Consider the following 17,486-nt stretch of genomic DNA (forward strand, 5'->3'; position numbering starts at 1 on the left):
GCACCGGCCGCCGACATGCAGCCGCAGCCTGGGCAGGCGGACGCCGCGCCCGGCCCGGCGCCCGCCAATCCGGTTTCACCCCCGGCCGCTCGGACGCCGGCGCCGGCCACCGACATGCAGGTTGCGGCCGTCCCGCGGCAGCCGCAGCCTGGGCAGGCGGACGCCGCGCCCGGCCCGGGGCCCGCCAGTCCGGCTCCGCCCGCGACGGCTCGGACGCCGCCGCCTGCCGCTGAAATGCAGGCCGTGGTCGTTCCGCCGCGGCTGCAGCCCGCGCAGGCCGAGTCCACGCCTGCCATCGCCGAGCCCGAGATGATCCCTGTCGCCGGCGGCACGTTGCGGATGGGCAGCAACGAGGACCTGTCGGAGCAGCCGATCCACAGCGTGAAGGTCGGATCGTTTCTGATCGCCAAATATCCTGTCACCGTCCGGCAGTGGCGCGCGTGCGTGGCGGCGAAGGCGTGCAGCTACGCGCCGGACGGCAACGACGACGCGCCGGTCGGCAACGTGAGCTGGGACGACGCGCAGCAGTTCGCCGCCTGGCTCTCGCAGGCCACGCACCGGCCCTATCGCCTGCCCAGCGAAGCCGAGTGGGAGTACGCGGCCCGCGGTGGCACCAGCACGCGCTACTGGTGGGGCGACACGATGAAGCCGGGGCTTGCCAACTGCAAAGGATGCAACGGCCCGCATGACGGGATCCAGCCGGCAAAGGTCGGCGCCCTGCCGGCCAATCCGTTCGGCCTCAACGACATCGGCGGCGGCCTCGCGGAGTGGGTCGAGGATTGCTGGCACAAGGACTACCACAACGCGCCGGCCGACGGTTCGGCCTGGCACGCACCGGATTGCCGGGCGCATGTGCTGCGGGGCGGGTCCTGGCGCAATGACCCGAGTTATGTTCGCCCGGCAAGCCGGGACTACTACGATGCCTCCGTGCGCTACCCGGCCCATGGGGTCCGCCTGGCACGCTCGCCATGATCGCGAAAGGAGCCGACATGCTGACACGTCGCCTGGTGCTGTCATCGCTCCTGCCATTCGCGCCGACAGCGGCCTTCGCGGGCAAGACGCCCGCACCCAAGGATGCATATCTCTACATCATCTGGCCGGGCGACGGCGAACGCATACGGGGGGCATTCTGGTGCCGCTTCGGGCTGCGCAACATGGGGGTGACGCATGCCGGCGACGAGACGCCCAACACGGGGCATCACCATCTGCTGATCGACGTGGATGAGCCGCTGGATCTGAACGAGCCCATCCCCTCCGACAAGAAGCATCTGCATTTCGGCGCGGGGCAGACCGAAGTGCGCCTCGATTTGCCGCCCGGCCCGCACACGCTGCAGCTCGTGCTTGGCGACGCCAAGCACATCCCGTTCGATCCGCCCGTGGTGTCACGCAAGATCCGGATTGTGGTTACCTGACGTACTCCGTCGGAAAATGCCGGAACCGTCGGTCCGGCGGATCGGAATGTTGCAGACCGGCACTTGGATGTTTGACACGCCGCGCAGTGGGCGAAGAAATGGTTGCAAATTCCGCTTTGCTTGCCTACGGTGTTATCCGGTTCAACCCTGTGGGTCAGGAGGCGTGCATGCGAATTTCGTATATGTGTGACCGCCCCGGTCAGCTATCGCGCTAGATCAGCGCGTCCGCGGCTTCGCTCCGCGGACCCCTGGACCCGCTTTTCCGATCACCCGGATTTTCTGACCGGCGGTTGACGCCACCGGAACGATTGTCCTCGTTGCAGGGATTCAGCCGCCGCTTCGCACGGTGGCCGAAATCGACCGATGCTGTCCGATCCTCATCACGGGGCCCGCGTCTTTCGCGACGTGTTCCGTTACGCATTCCGCCACTGGCGCGCCAATGCCGGAATGGCCGGCGCGGTCGTTGCTGCCATGGCCGGCGCCACCATGGCCGACGTGCTGCTGCCGCTGCTCGCGGGGCGGCTGATCGATGCCGTGGGTGTGCTCGATGCCGCCCGGGGCGATGCGGGTGTCGCGGCGCTGTGGGCGCTGGGCGGCATGCTGGCGCTCGGGCTCGGTGCGGCCGTGTGCCGGCATCTGGCCTTGCTCGCCATCATCAGCCTGACGCTCGAGACCATGGGGGCGATCGCGCGCGAGAGCTTTTGGCGCGTGCAGCGGCTGTCCACCGACTGGCACGCGAACAGCTTCGCCGGCTCGGTCGTGCGCAAGATCACGCGCGGGATGTGGGCGGTCGACCTGCTGAACGACACGATCCTGCTGGCGTTGCTGCCTTCGGTCGTCGTGCTGCTGGGGTCGACGGTGCTGCTGGGCTTCCGCTGGCCGGTGATGGGCGCAATCGTTGCCGGCAGCGCCATCGTGTATCTGGCGCTGGCGGCGCTGGGCACGCTGCTGTACGTGGCGCCGGCGGCGCGGCTGTCGAACCGCTGGGACACGCGGATCGGCGGTGTGCTGGCGGACGTCATCGGCGCCAACGCCGTGGTGAAGGCGTTCGCCGCCGAGGCGCGCGAGGACCGGGCTCTGGCGCAGGTGCTGGGGCAGTGGCGCCGGCGCACGCGGCGCACCTGGCGGCGCGGCACCAACAACGGCACGGCGCAGCTTTTGGTGCTGCTGGCGTTGCGCACCGTCGTGATCGCGGCGGCGCTGTGGCTGTGGTGGGTGGGCCAGGCGACGCCCGGCGACGTGGCCTATGTGCTGACGATGTATTTCGTCATCCACGGCTATCTGCGCGACATCGGCCACCACATCTCCAACCTGCAGCGGTCGGTGAACGAGATGGAGGAGCTGGTGGCGATCGACGCCGAGCCGCTGGCGGTCGCCGATCGGCCGGATGCGCGGCCGTTGCAGGTGCGCGGCGGGGCGGTGGCGTTCGAGCAGGTGACGTTCCGCTATGGCGGGCATGCGCGGCCGCTGTACGAGGAGCTGTCGCTGGCCATTGCGCCCGGCGAGCGCGTGGGGTTGGTGGGCCATTCCGGGTCCGGCAAGACCACCTTCGTGAAGCTGGTGCAGCGGCTGTACGACGTGAGCGGCGGGCGCATCCTGATCGACGGCCAGGACATCGCGCACGCCACCCAGACCTCGCTGCGCGCACAGCTCGCCATCGTCCAGCAGGAGCCGGTGCTGTTCCATCGCAGCCTTGCGGAGAACATCGCCTATGCACGGCCGGGCGCGAGTGCCGCGCAGATCGCGCAGGCGGCGCGGCTGGCCAATGCGCACGGGTTCATCGGGCGGCTGCCGGACGGCTATGCGACGCTGGTGGGCGAGCGCGGGGTGAAGCTGTCGGGCGGCGAGCGCCAGAGGGTGGCGATCGCGCGGGCGTTCCTGGCCGATGCGCCGATCCTGATCCTGGACGAAGCGACCTCCAGCCTCGATTCGGAGTCGGAAGAGCTGATCCAGGAGGCGATGCAGCGGCTGATGGCCGGGCGCACCTCGATCGTGATCGCGCACCGGCTGTCTACGGTGCGGGCGCTCGACCGCATCCTGGTGTTCGACCGCGGGCGCGTCATCGAAGAGGGCAGCCATGCCCGGCTGCTGCAGCGCCAGGGCGGCGCCTATCGCCGGCTGTTCGACCGGCAGGCGATGGGCATGGCGGACGCGGCGGAGCTGGCGCTGCCGGCGCTCAGAAATACCGCTCGAACACCGTGATGATGTCGCCGGGGCGCACCAGGGTTTCCGGCATGACCTTGCCGCGGACGGGCTGGTCGTCGATGCGGCGGACGATGGCGGCGTAGTTCTCGACCGCGCGGTAGGTGTAGCCGCCGGAGACGGCGATGGCGCTGAGCACGGACATGCCGGGCTGGTAGGTGACCTGGCCGGGGCGGGTGACCTCGCCGAGGACGAAGACCGGGCGGTACTCGGTGACCTCGACGGAGACGCTGGGCGAGCGCAGCAGGTTCTTGCTGCGCAACAGGTCGGCGATGCGGGTGCCGAGTTCCTCGGTGGTCAGCCCCTGGGCTTTCACCAGGCCGACCAGCGGCAGGGCGATGTTGCCGGCGTCGTTGACGCGGAAAATCTCGCTCAGCGATTCCTCGCCGAAGGTGATGACGCGGACCTGGTCGTTCGGGCCGAGCCGGTAGGCGGTGGACGGCGCCTCCGGCAACGGGGCAAGGTCGCGGCCCGGGGCGCAGGCGGCCAGCGCAAGCGTGCCCAGCAGGGGCAGCGCGGCCACGGCGCGGAGGAGGCGGCGGCGGGATGGGCGAATGGGCGGCATGACAACCTCCTGAACGGTCGGCGTCGAACGGCGGCGGGCAGGCATGGTCACAGGCCCAGCAGCAGGCGGATCAGCACCACATCCTCGTTGATGTTGCTGCCGCTGGTCGGGTGCTTGGTGATGTGGTCGTAGGTGGCGGCGATGCGGACGTTGCGGTTCACCAGCCAGGTGACGCCGGTGCCCCCGTTGATAAAGGCCTCGTTGCCGCCGCCCTGCTGGTACTGCGCCTGCTCCAGGCTGACATGGCCGTTGAGCAGCACGTTGCGCCACAACTCATGGTCGATGGTCAGGCGCGCTGCGGTGGAGATGTAGGTGGCGGCAAACTCGTTCGCCGCGTCCTGGATCGCGCGGGTGAGCGTGGCGGTGACGGTGGTGAGCCCGCTGGGCGAATAGATCACGTTGGCTTCGAGGATCGGAGCCGAGACGGTGTTGAAGGCGGAACTGTGGAACCAGCGGACCTGGTAGCCGGCCAGGGCCCGGAAGCGCCAGACGGCGCTGGCGACGTGGTCGATGCCGGCGAGGACGGAGATGGCGTCGGCGTCGCGGTTGGGCTGGCCGACCTGCGGGCTGGTGTAGTGGATGCTGGCGCCGCGCAGCACCACGGCGAAGTCGCGCAGCAGGGCGTCGCCGATCTTGGTGGTGAGCTGGCCTTCCAGCATGTCGCGGTTGCGGTTGGTCTGGTTCAGCGGCTGGCCGCCGGCGATGACGTTGCTGTAGCGGTACGTGGTGTATTGCAACGCGGGTACCAGGTAGAACAGGCCGCGCGTGGCCTCGAAGCTCGCGCGGATATTGTTGATCTGGTACTGGCCGGGCTCGTTGAGCGCTTGCGGCGTGTTGATGTCGCGCGAGGTCTGGTAGAGGGTGAGGTGCGAGGCGGCGAGGGTCAGCCGGTCGCGCCCGAAATCGAACACCTTGCCCAGCGTTCCGCTCCAGGCGGTGTAGTTCTGCCCGGACACGTCGGGATAAACCACGTTGTCGAAGCTGACGAAGGCGTTGGCGTTGTCGCTGGACCAGTTCGTCGTTGCCAGCACCGAGCCGCTGTTGCGCACCGCCATGCTGCTGCGGCCCGGGGTGCGGAAGATGGCATTGCTGTCGTAGCCGACGCTGGTGGCGAACTGCGGGCGGATGACGAAGCTGCCGGCATGCACGCCCGGAGGGTCGTATTCGGGCCGCTCACGCGAGGCGACGGTGACGCCGAGGCTGGTGCCGTAGCCGATCAGGCCGGCCGGAAAATAGGTGTCGACGAGCTGGGCGCTGGCAGGGGCAGCCAGGGCGAAGGAGGCGGCGAGCAGCGCGGCGCGTGCGGGCCAGCGCTGGCCGCGTCCCGGGCCGGCGGGTCGGGGACGGGCGGGGTGTGGGGGCGAAGTGCGGCGCGCCTGGCACACGGGACGGGGCTGATCTCCGACGGCGATGGACCGGTTCTTACGTTCCATAACAGACTCTGCGGCGTGGTGCGCGGCAAAATTTCGCCCTCCCGGCGGCGCGGGGCCAGTCCGGCCCGGGCATCCGGTAAGCCGGGGAAGAAACGGTCTGCCGGAATGCGGGTGAGGACTGGCCGTTTCGCTTCGATCTGGCGAGCCGGAATACCCGGTTCGGCCCGAATTCACGGTGCTTTACCGATTCGTGAGAAGATGCCAACGTTTCGTTCTCCACGGCGATTCGTTTTGACGATTCGTTTCTACGAATGGCCGCCGTGCCGGATGCTGGCGTCGATCCTGTCACCGGAAAGATATTGATGCCGAACGAATTCCATCGACTGGGCGGGGCGGAGGCGGTGACCGGCCAGGGGGTGGGGGAGAGCGTCGCCGATTTCGGGCCGCGGCTGCGGCGGCTGCGGCCGAGCCGGTTCGTGCAGCCGACGGCGTGGAGCTATTTCGTCCTTGCTTCCGATCTGGTGGCACTGTGCGTGGCGTTCGTCCTGGCTTTCGTGCTTGCCGGCGTCGTCAACGCGGTGGTGCTGGACCGACGGTGGCAGGTCGGCGCCGAGGACATCGCCCGCCACATCCGGATGTTTGGCGTGCTGGCGCTGGTGATGATCGGGTACCTGCACCGCAAGGGCCATTACATCCGCCGCATCGCCTTCTGGACCGCCGTGCAGGACGTGACGAAGGTCAGCCTGTTCGGCATGCTGATCGACGGGTTCGTGCAGTTCGCGCTGCAGCAGGCGATGTCGCGGTCCTGGTTCCTGTGCCTGTGGCTGTTGGCCCCGGTCGCCGTTGTCGGCATGCGCGTGGTCACCCGCAACGCGCTGGACCTGGCGGGGCTGTGGCAGCGGCGGGTGCTGATCGCCGGCGGCACCGAGGCCGCGCGGGTGGCGCAGGCGGCGCTGCTGTCCGATGCGACGATGGGCTACGAGATCGCCGGCCGGGTGCGGCTGGAAGCGGTCACGGCGGGGGTGCCCGGCGCGTCGTTCGCGGCCCTGCTGCGACACTACGGCGCCAGCCTGCTGCTGCTGGCACCCGGCGACGATCCGTTCCAGCTGCGCCGCCCGGTGGTGGCGCAGCTGGTGCACGAGCACGTGGATTTCGCCATCATCCCGTCGATGGATGGGCTGCCCGAGGCCGGCTATGACCCGCAGCCTTTCCTGCGCCACGACGTGCTGCTGTTGACCTACCGCAACAATGCCGACCTGCCGTTCGCACGAGGGGCGAAGGTCGCGTTCGATCTGGCGGCGGCGGTGACGCTGCTGTTGCTGCTGGCGCCGGTGCTGCTGGCGATCGCGGCGCTGATCAGGCGCGATGGCGGCCCGGTGCTGTTCGCGCAGACCCGGGTGGGCCATGGCGGGCGGCGGTTCAACTGCCTGAAGTTCCGCACCATGGTGGTGAACGCCGACCAGGTGCTGCGCGATGCGCTGGCAGGCGATCCGCGGGCGGCGGTGGAGTGGGCCAACAACCAGAAGTTGCGCCGAGATCCACGGGTGACGCCGATCGGCAGGCTGTTGCGCCAGACCAGCCTGGACGAGCTGCCGCAGCTGTTCAACGTGCTGCGGCTGGAGATGAGCCTGGTCGGGCCGCGGCCGATCGTGGAGCACGAGCTGCCCCGCTACGGCGACGAGCTTGCCTATTACTGCAGCGTCCGGCCCGGGCTGACCGGGCTGTGGCAGGTGAGCGGGCGCAACGACACCTCCTATGGCCGCAAGGTGCAGCTTGATTGCTGGTACGTGCGCAACTGGACCCTGTGGCAGGACCTGGTGATCCTGATGAAGACGGTTCCGGTGGTGCTGTTCCGCAAGGGGGCGTTTTGAGCGCGGGCGTGTCCATGTCCCGGCCGGGCGACACGCTGCAGGTCGATATCGTCGGGGCCGCGCCGCACGCCGGAGCGCCGCCGCCGGAGGCGGTGTCGCCGCTGCGGCTGTTTGCCGTGCTGCGCCGTCGCCGCATGACCGTGCTGGTGGTGGCCGCCTGCGTGCTGGCGGTCGCGGTGCCGCGTATCCTCGCGCTGGCGTCGCGCTACGAGGCCACCGCGCTGGTGCTCGTCGACACCCGCAAGAACAAGCTGAGCGACCTGCAGGCGATTGTCGGCGGCGCGCAGTCCGAGGCGATCGAGGTGCGCACGCAGGTGGACATCCTTCGTTCGCCGGCGCTGGCGGAGCAGGTGGTGACGCGGCTGAACCTGGTGCGTGAGCCGGAGTTCGCGGCGGTGCTGAACGAGCCGCCGGCCATGTGGCGGGTGCTGCTGGGCGAGGTGCTGGCCCGGCTGGAGGCCGCGCCGCCGCCGGCGCCGCCGCGGAGCGAGGACGAGAAGATCCGCATCGTCACGACCGCGCTGGTGACCGACAAGGTGTCGGTGATGAACGACGGGCGGTCCTATGTGATCGGCGTCGTGGCGCGCACCGCGAACGCGGCGCTGAGCGCGCGGATCGCCAACGCCTACGCGCGCGTCTATCTGGATTTCAACCGCGAGCTGAAGGACCGCGCGGTCATGCGGGCCAATGCGTGGCTCGACGGGCGCCTGGCGCCGCTGCAGCAGAAGCTGCGCAACGCCGAACGCGCGGTGGCCGCCTTCCGCGCGGAGAACGGGCTGGTCGAGGACCACGGCACCGGCCCGGGCGGCGAGCGGCGCGGCACCGTGGCCGGGCAGCAGATGACGCAGGTCAACACCCAGCTTGTCGCCGCCACCAACGATCGGCTGCAGAAGGACGCCGAGATCGACGAGATCCGGCGGGCAATGGATGGCAGGGGGGATCCGTTCGCCGTGCCGCAGGTCGTCGCCTCGCCGTTGATCCAGCGCCTGCGCGGCCAGGAAGCCGAGCTGAGCGCGCGCGAGGCCAGTGCGTCGCTGCAGCAGCGCGACGAAAGCCCGCAACTGATGAGCCTGCGCGCCGAGAAGCGGGACATCCGCGCGCGCATCCAGAGCGAGGCGCTGAAGATCATCGGCAGCATCGAGAGCGAGGCGAATGCCGCGCGCGGGCGCGAGGCGGCGTTGCGGGCCAGCCTGCAGGAGTTGCAGGGGCAGGTGGCCGCGCAAGGCACGGCCGCGATCCGGCTGCGCGAGCTGGAGAGCGAGGCCGAAGCGGCGCGCATTGTCTACACGGACTATCTGAACCGCGCCGAGCGCACCAGCAACGAGCGCGATATCCAGCAGCCCGATGCCGAGCTGATCTCGGTCGCCAACGTGCCGACAACCCCGGCGGCACCGACGAAGCGGCAATACCTGTTCCTGGCGCTGCTGGCCGCCGGGTTGCTGGGCGTGGTCGCCGCCCTGGTGCGCGACCGGACGGAGCCGGGCGTGCGCACGGCGGAGCAGCTTGAGGCGGAGACCGGGCTGGTCACGCTGGGCTTCGTGCCGCGGACACGGCGGCGCAAGCGGGCGTTGAACCTCGATGCGCGCGCACCCGCGTATGTCGATGCCATCGGCAGCGTGCGCAGCGTGCTGCAATGCGCCGAGGTGGCCGGGCGCCCGCGGGTGATCCTGGTGACCTCGGCGCTGCCGCGCGAGGGCAAGACGTTTCTCGCGATCTCGCTGGCGCGCAGCGTGGCCCTGGCGGGCGGGCGCAGCCTGCTGATCGACTGCGACTTGCGCCGGCCCTCGGTTGCCGCCGTGCTGGGGATCGATGCCGAGCCGGGGCTTGGCGCCGGAAGCCTGGGTGCGGCGCCGGGTGTGGGGATCGTCGCCACCAACGGGCTGGTGGACCGGCTGGTGAAGCGGGATGCGGCGAGCGAGCTCGACATCATCACCGCCGGCGACGCGCCGATGGACGCACCGGTGCTGGTTGCGTCGGCGCAATTGCGCGCGCTGGTGAACGAGGCGCGGGACCGCTACGATCTGGTGGTGATCGATGCGCCCCCGGTGCTGGGGTTCGTCGATGCCCGCGTGCTGTCGCAGGTCGCCGATGCGACGGTGATGGTGGTGCGCTGGCGCAAGACGCCGCGGGCGATGGTGCAGAGCGCGCTGAAGGCGCTGCGGACATATGGCGCGCGGATTTCCGGCACCGTGCTGACACAGGTGGATCTCAATGCGCTGGGGGCGTACGAGGGCAGCCATGCCTACGTGCTGCGCAAATACGGTTCGTATTTTCGCTGAGCCGCGGGCCGGAGCGTGTTCAGCGTGACTGTGCACGCTGAAAACACTCCGGCTCTTTGTTTTGACGAGCAACTTTATCAGGCAGACGAAGATGCTCTGCCTGATGTCGCTCTGGGGAGGGCGCATGGAGCTGACCCGGTTCGGCATGGTGCTGTTGCCGCTGTGCGCGGCGGCCTGCGTGGCGCCGTTCCGGTTGTTGGAGCTGGTGTTCCTCGCGTCCGCGTTCGGCGCCGCCGCCGTGGCGGTGGTGGGCGGCCTGGGGCTGCCGCCCGGCCTGCCGCCTGCGGCGCTGTTCATCGGCTTCGTCGCGCTGCAATACGCGCTGGGCGCCCGCTTCCCCGGCGCGTGCCGGTCCTGGCGGCTGCTGGAGCCCTTCGCCATCGCCGTGGCGTATGCACTGGCGACCGCGGTGCTGCTGCCACGCCTGTTCGCGGGCCGGTTCGAGGTGTGGCCGCAGAAGGTGGATGCGGCTTTTGCGCTTCCGGTCCCTTTGGCGCCCAGCCTGGCGAACGTGACGCAGGCGCTGTACCTGGTGTCGAACGCGCTGGTGGCGATCCTCGGCGGGATGTTCCTGACACGGTCGGACGTCGATTTCCGGCGCCTGCTGCATGCGTACTACGCTGGCGGCGCTGTCGTGCTGCTGGTCTGCTTCTGGCAGGTGCTGAACCGGCTGGCCGGCGTGCCCTACCCGGCAGCGTTCCTCTACTCGAATCCCGGCTGGGCGCTGTTCCCGTCGCAGGACCTGGGCGGGGTGCCGCGCATCAACGGGCCGTTCAGCGAGCCCGCGTCATTGACGTTGTACCTGTCGGGCACCGTGTTCTCGGCTGCCTGGGTGCTGGTTCGCGGCTACCGCAGCCGGTTCGCGGCCCTGCTGCTGCCGCCGGCGGTGGTGGCGATGCTGCTGTCGACATCAACCACGGCGTATGCCGTGCTGGGCGCCGGCGCGGCGTTCCTGCTGCTGTACGCGGCGGTGGGCGCGGCCCCGCGCGTCGCCACGCGCATCCTCGCGTTCGGCATCCCCATGGTGGTGCTGGCGCTGCTGGGAGTGGTGGTGCTGGCGGATCTCGATCCGCGCTTCGCTGCGTCGGTGCAGGCGGTGGTGACGCAGACGCTGCAAAAGGGCTGGGGTACGTCCTATGCCGAACGCAGCCTGTTGGACATCGAGGCGCTGGGCGTGTTGCCGGCGAGCTATGGCCTTGGCGCCGGCTGGGGGAGCGCGCGATCGTCAAGCCTCATCCCCGGCCTGCTGGCCAATCTCGGCGTGGCCGGGGTGGTGCCGCTGGCCTGGTTCGCTGTGCGGCTGCGGCGGCACGTCGCGCGGGTACGCCGGTTGCCGGTGGCGCCGGATCGGCTGATGGTGATCGACGCCATGAGCGCGAGCCTCGTGGGCTCGCTGACGGCGTCGGTGCTGTCGTCGCCGGCGATTACCACGGTCGATTTCTATCTGGTGCTGGCGGTGCTGGTGGGCTGCGTGGCGCGCGTGGAATACGAGGCCGCAGGGACCACGCGGCGGATCGCGGTGGCGGCGGCGTTGCCCGCACGCGCCGCATGAGCAGGGCGGTCTACGTGAATGGTCGCTTCGCTGGGCAGACACTGACCGGTGTGCAGCGTTTCGCCACCGAGATCACGCGTGGCCTGCGGCGGGTATGGCCGACGGACCGGCCGCCGCCCGTGCTGCTGGTGCCGCGTGCGGCCGGCGGCGCGGACTGGCCGGGGATTCGCCATGCCGGTCCGTTCGGCGGGCAGTTGTGGGAGCAGGCGGTGCTGCCGCGGCACGCGACCGGCGGCATTCTCGTCAATCTCGGCAACACCGCACCGTTGCTTGCGGAGCGGCAGATCGTGGTGATCCATGATGCCGGCGTGTTCGCAACGCCCGAGGCGTATTCATGGTATTTTCGTACCTGGTATGCCTTGCTGCAGCGAAAACTGGCACGGGGGCAGGCGCGGGTCGCCACGGTGTCCGCCTTCGCGCGGGGCGAGATCGGGCACGCGCTGGGGATTGATGCGGCGTCGGTCGAGCTGCTGGCGGAGGGCGCCGACCATATGCTGCGCGTGGCGCCGGAGCCCGATGTGCTGGCGCGATACGGGCTGTGGCCGCGCCGCTATGTGCTCGTCGTCGGCAGCCTCGCGGCGCACAAGAATCTCGATGCCTTGCAGGCGACGGCGCGGATGCTGGCGGAAAGGGGGCTGGATCTGGTGGTGGCCGGCGGCTTCGAGCCCGCCGTGTTCGCCGCCGTCCGGACGCGGCTGCCGCAGCCCGCGCGCTATGTGGGCCGGGTGAGCGACGGAGCATTGCGGGCGCTGTACGCACAGGCGGCCTGCTTCGTCTTCCCGTCCCGTTACGAGGGTTTCGGGTTGCCGGCGGTGGAGGCGATGGCCTGCGGCTGCCCCGTGGTCGCCGCGCGGGCGGCGGCGTTGCCGGAGGTCTGCGGCGATGCCGCCTTGTATTGCGATCCTGCTTCGCCGCATGACATCGCGCGGGTTGTCGCCGCGCTGCTGGATGATCCGGGCCTTGCCGATGCCCTGCGCGCCCGAGGTGCGGCGCGTGCGGCGGCGATGACGTGGGACCGGGCGGCGACGGAGCTGCTGGCCGCGATCCGGCGGCTGGAAGCCGCGCAGTGAGGGTCGCAATCGTGCATGAATGGCTGCAATCCTATGCCGGCGCCGAGCGGGTGCTGGAGCAGCTGATCGCCTGCTTCCCGGAGGCCGATATCTTCGCGACGGTGGACGTGGTGCCGGAAGGGCAGCGCGGCTTCCTGCAGGGGCGGCCGGTGCGCACCAGCTTCATCCAGCGCCTGCCGTTCGCGCGCACGCGGTTCCGCGCCTATCTCGGGCTGATGCCGCTGGCGGTGGAGCAATACGACCTGTCCGGCTACGACGTGGTGATCTCCAGCCATCATGCGGTGGCCAAGGGCGTGCTGACCGGGCCGGACACGCTGCATGTCAGCTACGTGCATTCGCCGATGCGCTATGCCTGGGACCTGCAGCACCAGTATCTGCGCCAGCTTGGGCTGGCGCGCGGCGTGCGCGGCGCCGTGGTGCGCTGGCTGCTGTCGCGCCTGCGGATGTGGGATGCACGCACCGCCGATGGGGTGGACGTGTTCGTCGCCAATTCCAGCCATGTCGCCCGGCGCATTCGCAAGTGCTACCGCCGCGAGGCGCTGGTGATTCCGCCGCCTGTGGATGTCGGGACGTTCCGGATCGGTGGCGCCAGGTCGGACTTCTACCTCGTTGCGTCGCGGCTGGTTGCGTACAAGCGGGTGGATCTGGTGGTGGAGGCGTTTGCGGCCATGCCCGACCGGCGCCTGGTGGTGGCGGGGGACGGGCCGGAGTGGGCGCGGGTGGTCAAGGCCGCGCGCGGGGCGGCGAACATCGCGTTCCGCGGCGCCGTGGCGCAGGACGAGCTGGTCCGGCTGATGCAGGAGGCGCGGGCCTTCGTGTTCGCGGCGGAAGAGGATTTCGGCATCGCGCTGGTGGAGGCCCAGGCCTGCGGCACCCCTGTGATCGCGCTCGGACGCGGGGGCGCGCGCGACATCGTGCGCGAGGACGATCCGGCGACCGGGCTGTTCTTTCAAGAGCAGACCGCGTCCGCCATCGCCGCTGCCGTGCGGCGCTTCGAGGCCGATGCTGGCCGGATTTCGCCGCAAGCCTGCCGGCGGAATGCGCTGCGCTTCACCGTGGAGACGTTCCGCACCCGCATCACCGAGCTGGTGGCCAGGGAGGCGGCGGCCGCTTATGGCTGAGGTGCTGCGGTTCTCCCTGGTGGTCGCGAGCCTCGGCCGCGTCGATGGAGTGCGGGCGCTGTTCGACTCCCTGCTGATCCAGACCGGGATATCCTTCGAGGTGATCCTGGTGGACCAGAACCCGGACGGCCGGCTGCTGTCCGTGGTGGCGGCGTTCGCGGGCCGTTTGCCGATCCGGCACGTGCGGGTCGAGGCGCGGAACTCGTCCTGTGCCCGTAATGTCGGGATCGGTTTGTGCACGGGCGACATCGTCGGGTTTCCCGATGACGACTGCATCTATCCGGACGGCGTGCTGGCGGTGGTGGACCGGGAGTTCGCCGCCGATCCGGCGCTGATGCTGCTGACCGGGGCGGCCGAGTCGCCGGAAGGCCGGCTGGGTTCCGGCCGCTGGTGGCCGATGCGGGCGCCGATCGACCGGCGGAACGCGTTCACGACGGTGATCTGCTTCAACCTGTTTCTGCGCCGCGCGTTGCTGGACCGGCTCGGCGGCTTCGACGAGGCGCTCGGCGTGGGCGCCGCCTATGGCGCCTGCGAGGAGAACGACCTGGTGCTCCGCGCCATCGGCAGCGGTGCGAAGGCCGTGTACGACCCGGCGCTGCGCGTGGTGCACCCGGACAAGCGGCTGACGCCGGCGGCGACGCTGCGGGCGTTCCGGTATGGCGCCGGGTTCGGCTACGTGCTGCGCAAGCATGGCTTCGGGGTGGGCGTGCTCGGCGGATACCTCCTGCGCCCGGTAGGGGGCATGGTCGTCAGCCTGGCGAAGCTCCGGCTGCGGCACTGCGCCTATTACTGGCATACGTTGCGCGGCCGGTGGTTCGGCTACCGTTCCTTCCGCAGGCCGTGAGCGAGGCGGGTGCGCAGCGTGGCGCGTTCCGCGGCGGTGAGCGACCGGGTCCAGAGGCAGGCAGCAAACAGGGTGCCGCAGGCGGCGGTCACGGCGGCGATCAGGAACGGGGAGGCGGGTGATCCCTGTACCGCGACCGGCGACAGGGCCACGGCGAGGGGCGGAAACAGCCTGCGGACCTCGCCGGCAACCGGCGGCAGGGACCGTGCGCAGAGCGCCAGCCGGGAGGCGTAGGTGGCGATGACCCGCAGGGTCCAGGCCAGGGCCGCTCCCTCGATGCCCAGCAGAGCGATCAGCCCGAGCAGCGCCGGGATGTAGAGGGCCGTGGCGGCAACTGTCAGTTTCGCATTCAGGTCCGGCCGCCCGATGCCGTCGAGCAGCCCTTGCGGCACCATGTCGGCGCACATGAACAGCACGCCCAGGCCGAGGATCCGCAACACCGGGGCCGCCTGCAGGGCGAAGCCGGCCCCCAGCCACAGCCGCAGCACCGGCTCGGCGAAGGCGGTGAGCAGCAGGGCGGCGGGGAACACGCATGCCGCGATCGCGACGGTGCTGATGCGCAACAGCCGTGCCGCAGCCTCCGGCGCCTGGCGATAGGACGTGGTCATCGCGGGGAACGCCGTCTGCATGACGGCGACGGGGATCACCGAAAAGCGCAGGATGAGGTCGAAGGGTGTCGCGTAATAGGCGGCGGCGGCGGCGGACAGGCTGGAAGCGATGACGAACCGGTCCATGTAGAGCGCCGCGGGGAAGGCGATGTTGGACACGGTGATCCAGCCGCCGAAGCGCAGCAGCGGCCGGATGGCGGCGAAGGCGATGCGGCCCTGGCGCAGCGACGGCATCGCCTGCAGGCAGAGGCGCCAGCACAGGACGGTCATGACGGCGCGGCAGACGACCAGCACGGCCATGACCGCGATGAGGCTGTCGAAGAACGGCAGGATTGCGAGCGGGCCGAGATAGTACAGCGCGGTGATCGGCGTGATCACGAGATTCGCGGCGCCGAAGCGCTGGAATGCCGACAGCACGCCCCACAGCGCGGCGTTGAGGATCACCAGCGGCGCCGAGGCGCAGAGCACGTAGAGGGCGATCAGCACCTCCTGCCGCAACGCGGGCGACAGGTCCAGCAGGTCGGTCACGTAGAGATGCGCGAGTGCGGCCATGACGCCGCCGCCCAGCAGCCCCAGCAATGTGAGCACGGCGATGCCGGTGACGACCGAACAGGCGGCCTGCGCTTCGTCGCCGGTGGCCAGCCGGTCCGCGATCAGGCGGGTGATGGCGCGGCCGAAGCCGAAATCGAAGATGCCGAACAGGCCCACGAGGCTGAGCGCCAGGGTGAAGATGCCCCAGCGCGTGACGCCGAGCCCGTCGATCAGGAAGGGCGTGGCGGCGACGGCAACCAGCAGCGGCAAGGCACGCCCCAGCACGTTCCAGGTCGCGCCGATGGCGACGGTGCGCGGTGCGGTCAGGCGCTGCAGCCGGCCTTCGTCGCCTGGCATCAGGGCATGGGCGGCGCCGCCGGGCCGGCATGGGTGACGGCGCCGAGATGCGCCGGGCCGACGGTGGCCGCGTATTTCTGCAGCACGCCGGCCAGCGCGTGCGCCGGACGTGGACGCCATGCGGCGCGGCGGCGTTCCAACTCGTCGGCGGGAACGTGCAGCTCGATGCTCTCCGTGGTGGCGTCGATGCGGATGCGGTCGCCGTCCTGTACCAGCGCGAGCGGCCCGCCCGCCGCGGCCTCGGGCCCCGCATAGCCGATGCACATGCCGCGCGTGGCGCCGGAGAAGCGGCCATCGGTGAGCAGCGCCACCTTCTCGCCCATGCCCTGGCCGTAGATCAGCGCGGTGACGCCGAGCATTTCGCGCATGCCGGGGCCGCCGCGCGGGCCTTCGTTGCGGATGATCAACACCTCGCCCTCGGCGTAGGCGCGGCGGCGGACGACATCCATGCAGGCTTCCTCGCCGTCGAACACGCGGGCGCGGCCTTCGAACACCAGGCTCTTGAGGCCGGCGACTTTCAGCAGCGCGCCGTCCGGGCACAGATTGCCGCGCAGCACGACAAGGCCGCCGGTGGGGCTCAGCGGCGTGTCGCAGGATACGACAACCTGGCCGTCCGGCGCGGGGGCGTCCGCAACTGCTTCGGCCAGGGTCTGGCCGGTGACGGTGGGACAGCTTCCGTCGATGAAGCCGCCGCGAATGAGTTCCTTGATGATCACCGGGCAGCCGCCGATCTCGTGCACGTCCTTGGCGTGGAAGCGGCCGCCCGGGCGCAGATCGGCGATGACCGGGGTGCGGCGGAACACGGCGGCCACGTCGTCGAGTGTGAAGGCGATGCCGGCCTCGTGCGCGATCGCGGGAAGATGCAGGCCGGCATTGGTGGACCCGCCGGTGGCCGCGACCATGGCGGCGGCGTTCTCAAGGCTCGCGCGGGTGACGAGGTCGCGCGGGCGGGGGAAGCCGCGGCGCAGGATCTCCAGCACCATCGCACCCGCACGTTCGGCGAGAGGCGCGCGGCTGGAGTCCACGGCCGGGACCATGCCGGAGCCGGCGGGCGCCAGGCCCAGCGCCTCGGACACCATCGCCATGGTGTTGGCGGTGAACTGGCCGGCACAGGCGCCGATCGTGGGCAGGCACACGCGCTCCATGCGCGCGAGGTCGCTTTCCGTCCAGGTGCCCGCGAGCACGCCGCCGACGGCCTCGTAGGTGTCGAGCATGCTGACGTCGCGGCCCTTGAAGCGGCCGGTGAGCGCGCTGCCGCCATACAGGAACACCGAGGGCAGGTTGCAGCGCACCAGCGCCATCATCACGCCCGGCAGCGTCTTGTCGCAGCCGCCGAAGCCGATCAGCCCGTCATAGCAATGGCCGGAGGCGACGGCCTCGATGGAATCGGCAATGATCTCGCGGCTGACCAGGCTGAAGCGCATGCCCGGATGGTTCATGCTCAGGCCGTCGGACACGGCGATGGTGGTGAACTCGAACGGGGTGCCGCCGGCATTGGCAATGCCGCGCTTGGCGTGCTGCGCCTGGGCGGCAAGGCCCATGGTGCAGGGGGTCACGTCTGCCTGGGTGGTGGCGACGCCGATGAAGGGCTGGGCGATCTGCGCGTCCGACAGGCCCATGCCGCGCAGGAAGGCGCGATGCGGCGCACGGTCCAGCCCGTCGACGGTGATGCGCGAGCGGAGCGTGGTGTCGTCGGTCATG

The 17,486-nt window shown here is 70.3% G+C and carries 13 protein-coding genes; 9 read left to right on the forward strand and 4 right to left on the reverse strand.

Going from position 1 to position 17,486, the window contains the following annotated elements; genetic code table 11:
• From OL599_RS12875 to OL599_RS12885, 3 genes are all read left to right on the forward strand, one after another.
• A partial coding sequence (locus tag OL599_RS12875) for a formylglycine-generating enzyme family protein (RefSeq protein ID WP_264714186.1) occupies window positions 1–972 on the forward strand: 972 nt, incomplete at its 5' end.
• Window positions 973–989: 17 nt separating this feature from the next.
• Complete coding sequence (locus tag OL599_RS12880) at window positions 990–1,412, forward strand: DUF4399 domain-containing protein (RefSeq protein ID WP_264714187.1); 423 nt, start codon at window positions 990–992, stop codon at window positions 1,410–1,412.
• A gap of 363 nt (window positions 1,413–1,775) precedes the next feature.
• Window positions 1,776–3,614: an ABC transporter ATP-binding protein gene (locus OL599_RS12885; protein WP_408886938.1), complete on the forward strand. Its 1,839-nt coding sequence runs from the start codon at window positions 1,776–1,778 to the stop codon at window positions 3,612–3,614.
• On the opposite strand, the gene OL599_RS12890 is transcribed toward OL599_RS12885, so the two are convergent.
• Both OL599_RS12890 and OL599_RS12895 read right to left on the reverse strand, forming a co-directional pair.
• Window positions 3,589–4,179 (reverse strand): polysaccharide biosynthesis/export family protein, encoded by a 591-nt coding sequence (locus OL599_RS12890; protein ID WP_264714188.1) that lies wholly within the window; start codon window positions 4,177–4,179, stop codon window positions 3,589–3,591. The two genes, OL599_RS12885 and OL599_RS12890, sit on opposite strands and share 26 nt — an antisense overlap.
• A gap of 47 nt (window positions 4,180–4,226) precedes the next feature.
• Entirely contained in the window at window positions 4,227–5,612 is a 1,386-nt protein-coding gene (locus tag OL599_RS12895; RefSeq protein WP_264714189.1) for an outer membrane beta-barrel protein, read from the reverse strand.
• Between the two features lie 302 nt (window positions 5,613–5,914).
• Here OL599_RS12895 and wbaP point away from each other — a divergent pair, with 302 nt between their 5' ends.
• The 6 genes from wbaP to OL599_RS12925 all read left to right on the forward strand — a co-directional run bounded on the left by wbaP (window position 5,915) and on the right by OL599_RS12925 (window position 14,289).
• A complete protein-coding gene (wbaP, locus tag OL599_RS12900) occupies window positions 5,915–7,423 on the forward strand; it encodes an undecaprenyl-phosphate galactose phosphotransferase WbaP (RefSeq protein ID WP_264714190.1) in 1,509 nt (502 codons plus the stop codon).
• Window positions 7,424–7,437: 14 nt separating this feature from the next.
• Window positions 7,438–9,702, forward strand: coding sequence for a Wzz/FepE/Etk N-terminal domain-containing protein (locus tag OL599_RS12905; RefSeq protein ID WP_264714191.1), 2,265 nt, complete (start codon window positions 7,438–7,440; stop codon window positions 9,700–9,702).
• 124 nt (window positions 9,703–9,826) lie between these two features.
• Window positions 9,827–11,254 (forward strand): hypothetical protein, encoded by a 1,428-nt coding sequence (locus OL599_RS12910; RefSeq protein WP_264714192.1) that lies wholly within the window; start codon window positions 9,827–9,829, stop codon window positions 11,252–11,254.
• Window positions 11,251–12,324: a glycosyltransferase family 4 protein gene (locus OL599_RS12915; RefSeq protein WP_264714193.1), complete on the forward strand. Its 1,074-nt coding sequence runs from the start codon at window positions 11,251–11,253 to the stop codon at window positions 12,322–12,324. Before OL599_RS12910 ends, OL599_RS12915 begins: the two co-directional genes overlap by 4 nt.
• The gene (locus OL599_RS12920) at window positions 12,321–13,445 is read left to right on the forward strand and encodes a glycosyltransferase (protein ID WP_264714194.1); all 1,125 of its coding nucleotides are present in this window, start codon (window positions 12,321–12,323) and stop codon (window positions 13,443–13,445) included. The genes OL599_RS12915 and OL599_RS12920 overlap by 4 nt, the downstream gene beginning before the upstream one ends.
• Window positions 13,438–14,289, forward strand: a complete 852-nt coding sequence (locus OL599_RS12925) for a glycosyltransferase family 2 protein (protein WP_264714195.1) — start codon at window positions 13,438–13,440, stop codon at window positions 14,287–14,289. The genes OL599_RS12920 and OL599_RS12925 overlap by 8 nt, the downstream gene beginning before the upstream one ends.
• On the opposite strand, the gene OL599_RS12930 is transcribed toward OL599_RS12925, so the two are convergent.
• Together OL599_RS12930 and ilvD are read right to left on the reverse strand one after the other, a co-directional pair.
• Window positions 14,265–15,785, reverse strand: a complete 1,521-nt coding sequence (locus OL599_RS12930) for an oligosaccharide flippase family protein (protein ID WP_264714196.1) — start codon at window positions 15,783–15,785, stop codon at window positions 14,265–14,267. The two genes, OL599_RS12925 and OL599_RS12930, sit on opposite strands and share 25 nt — an antisense overlap.
• A complete protein-coding gene (gene ilvD / locus OL599_RS12935) occupies window positions 15,785–17,485 on the reverse strand; it encodes a dihydroxy-acid dehydratase (protein WP_264714197.1) in 1,701 nt (566 codons plus the stop codon). The genes OL599_RS12930 and ilvD overlap by 1 nt, the downstream gene beginning before the upstream one ends.
• Window position 17,486 lies beyond the last annotated feature (1 nt).

Source organism: Limobrevibacterium gyesilva, assembly GCF_025989185.1.
Classification (GTDB): domain Bacteria; phylum Pseudomonadota; class Alphaproteobacteria; order Acetobacterales; family Acetobacteraceae; genus Limobrevibacterium; species Limobrevibacterium gyesilva.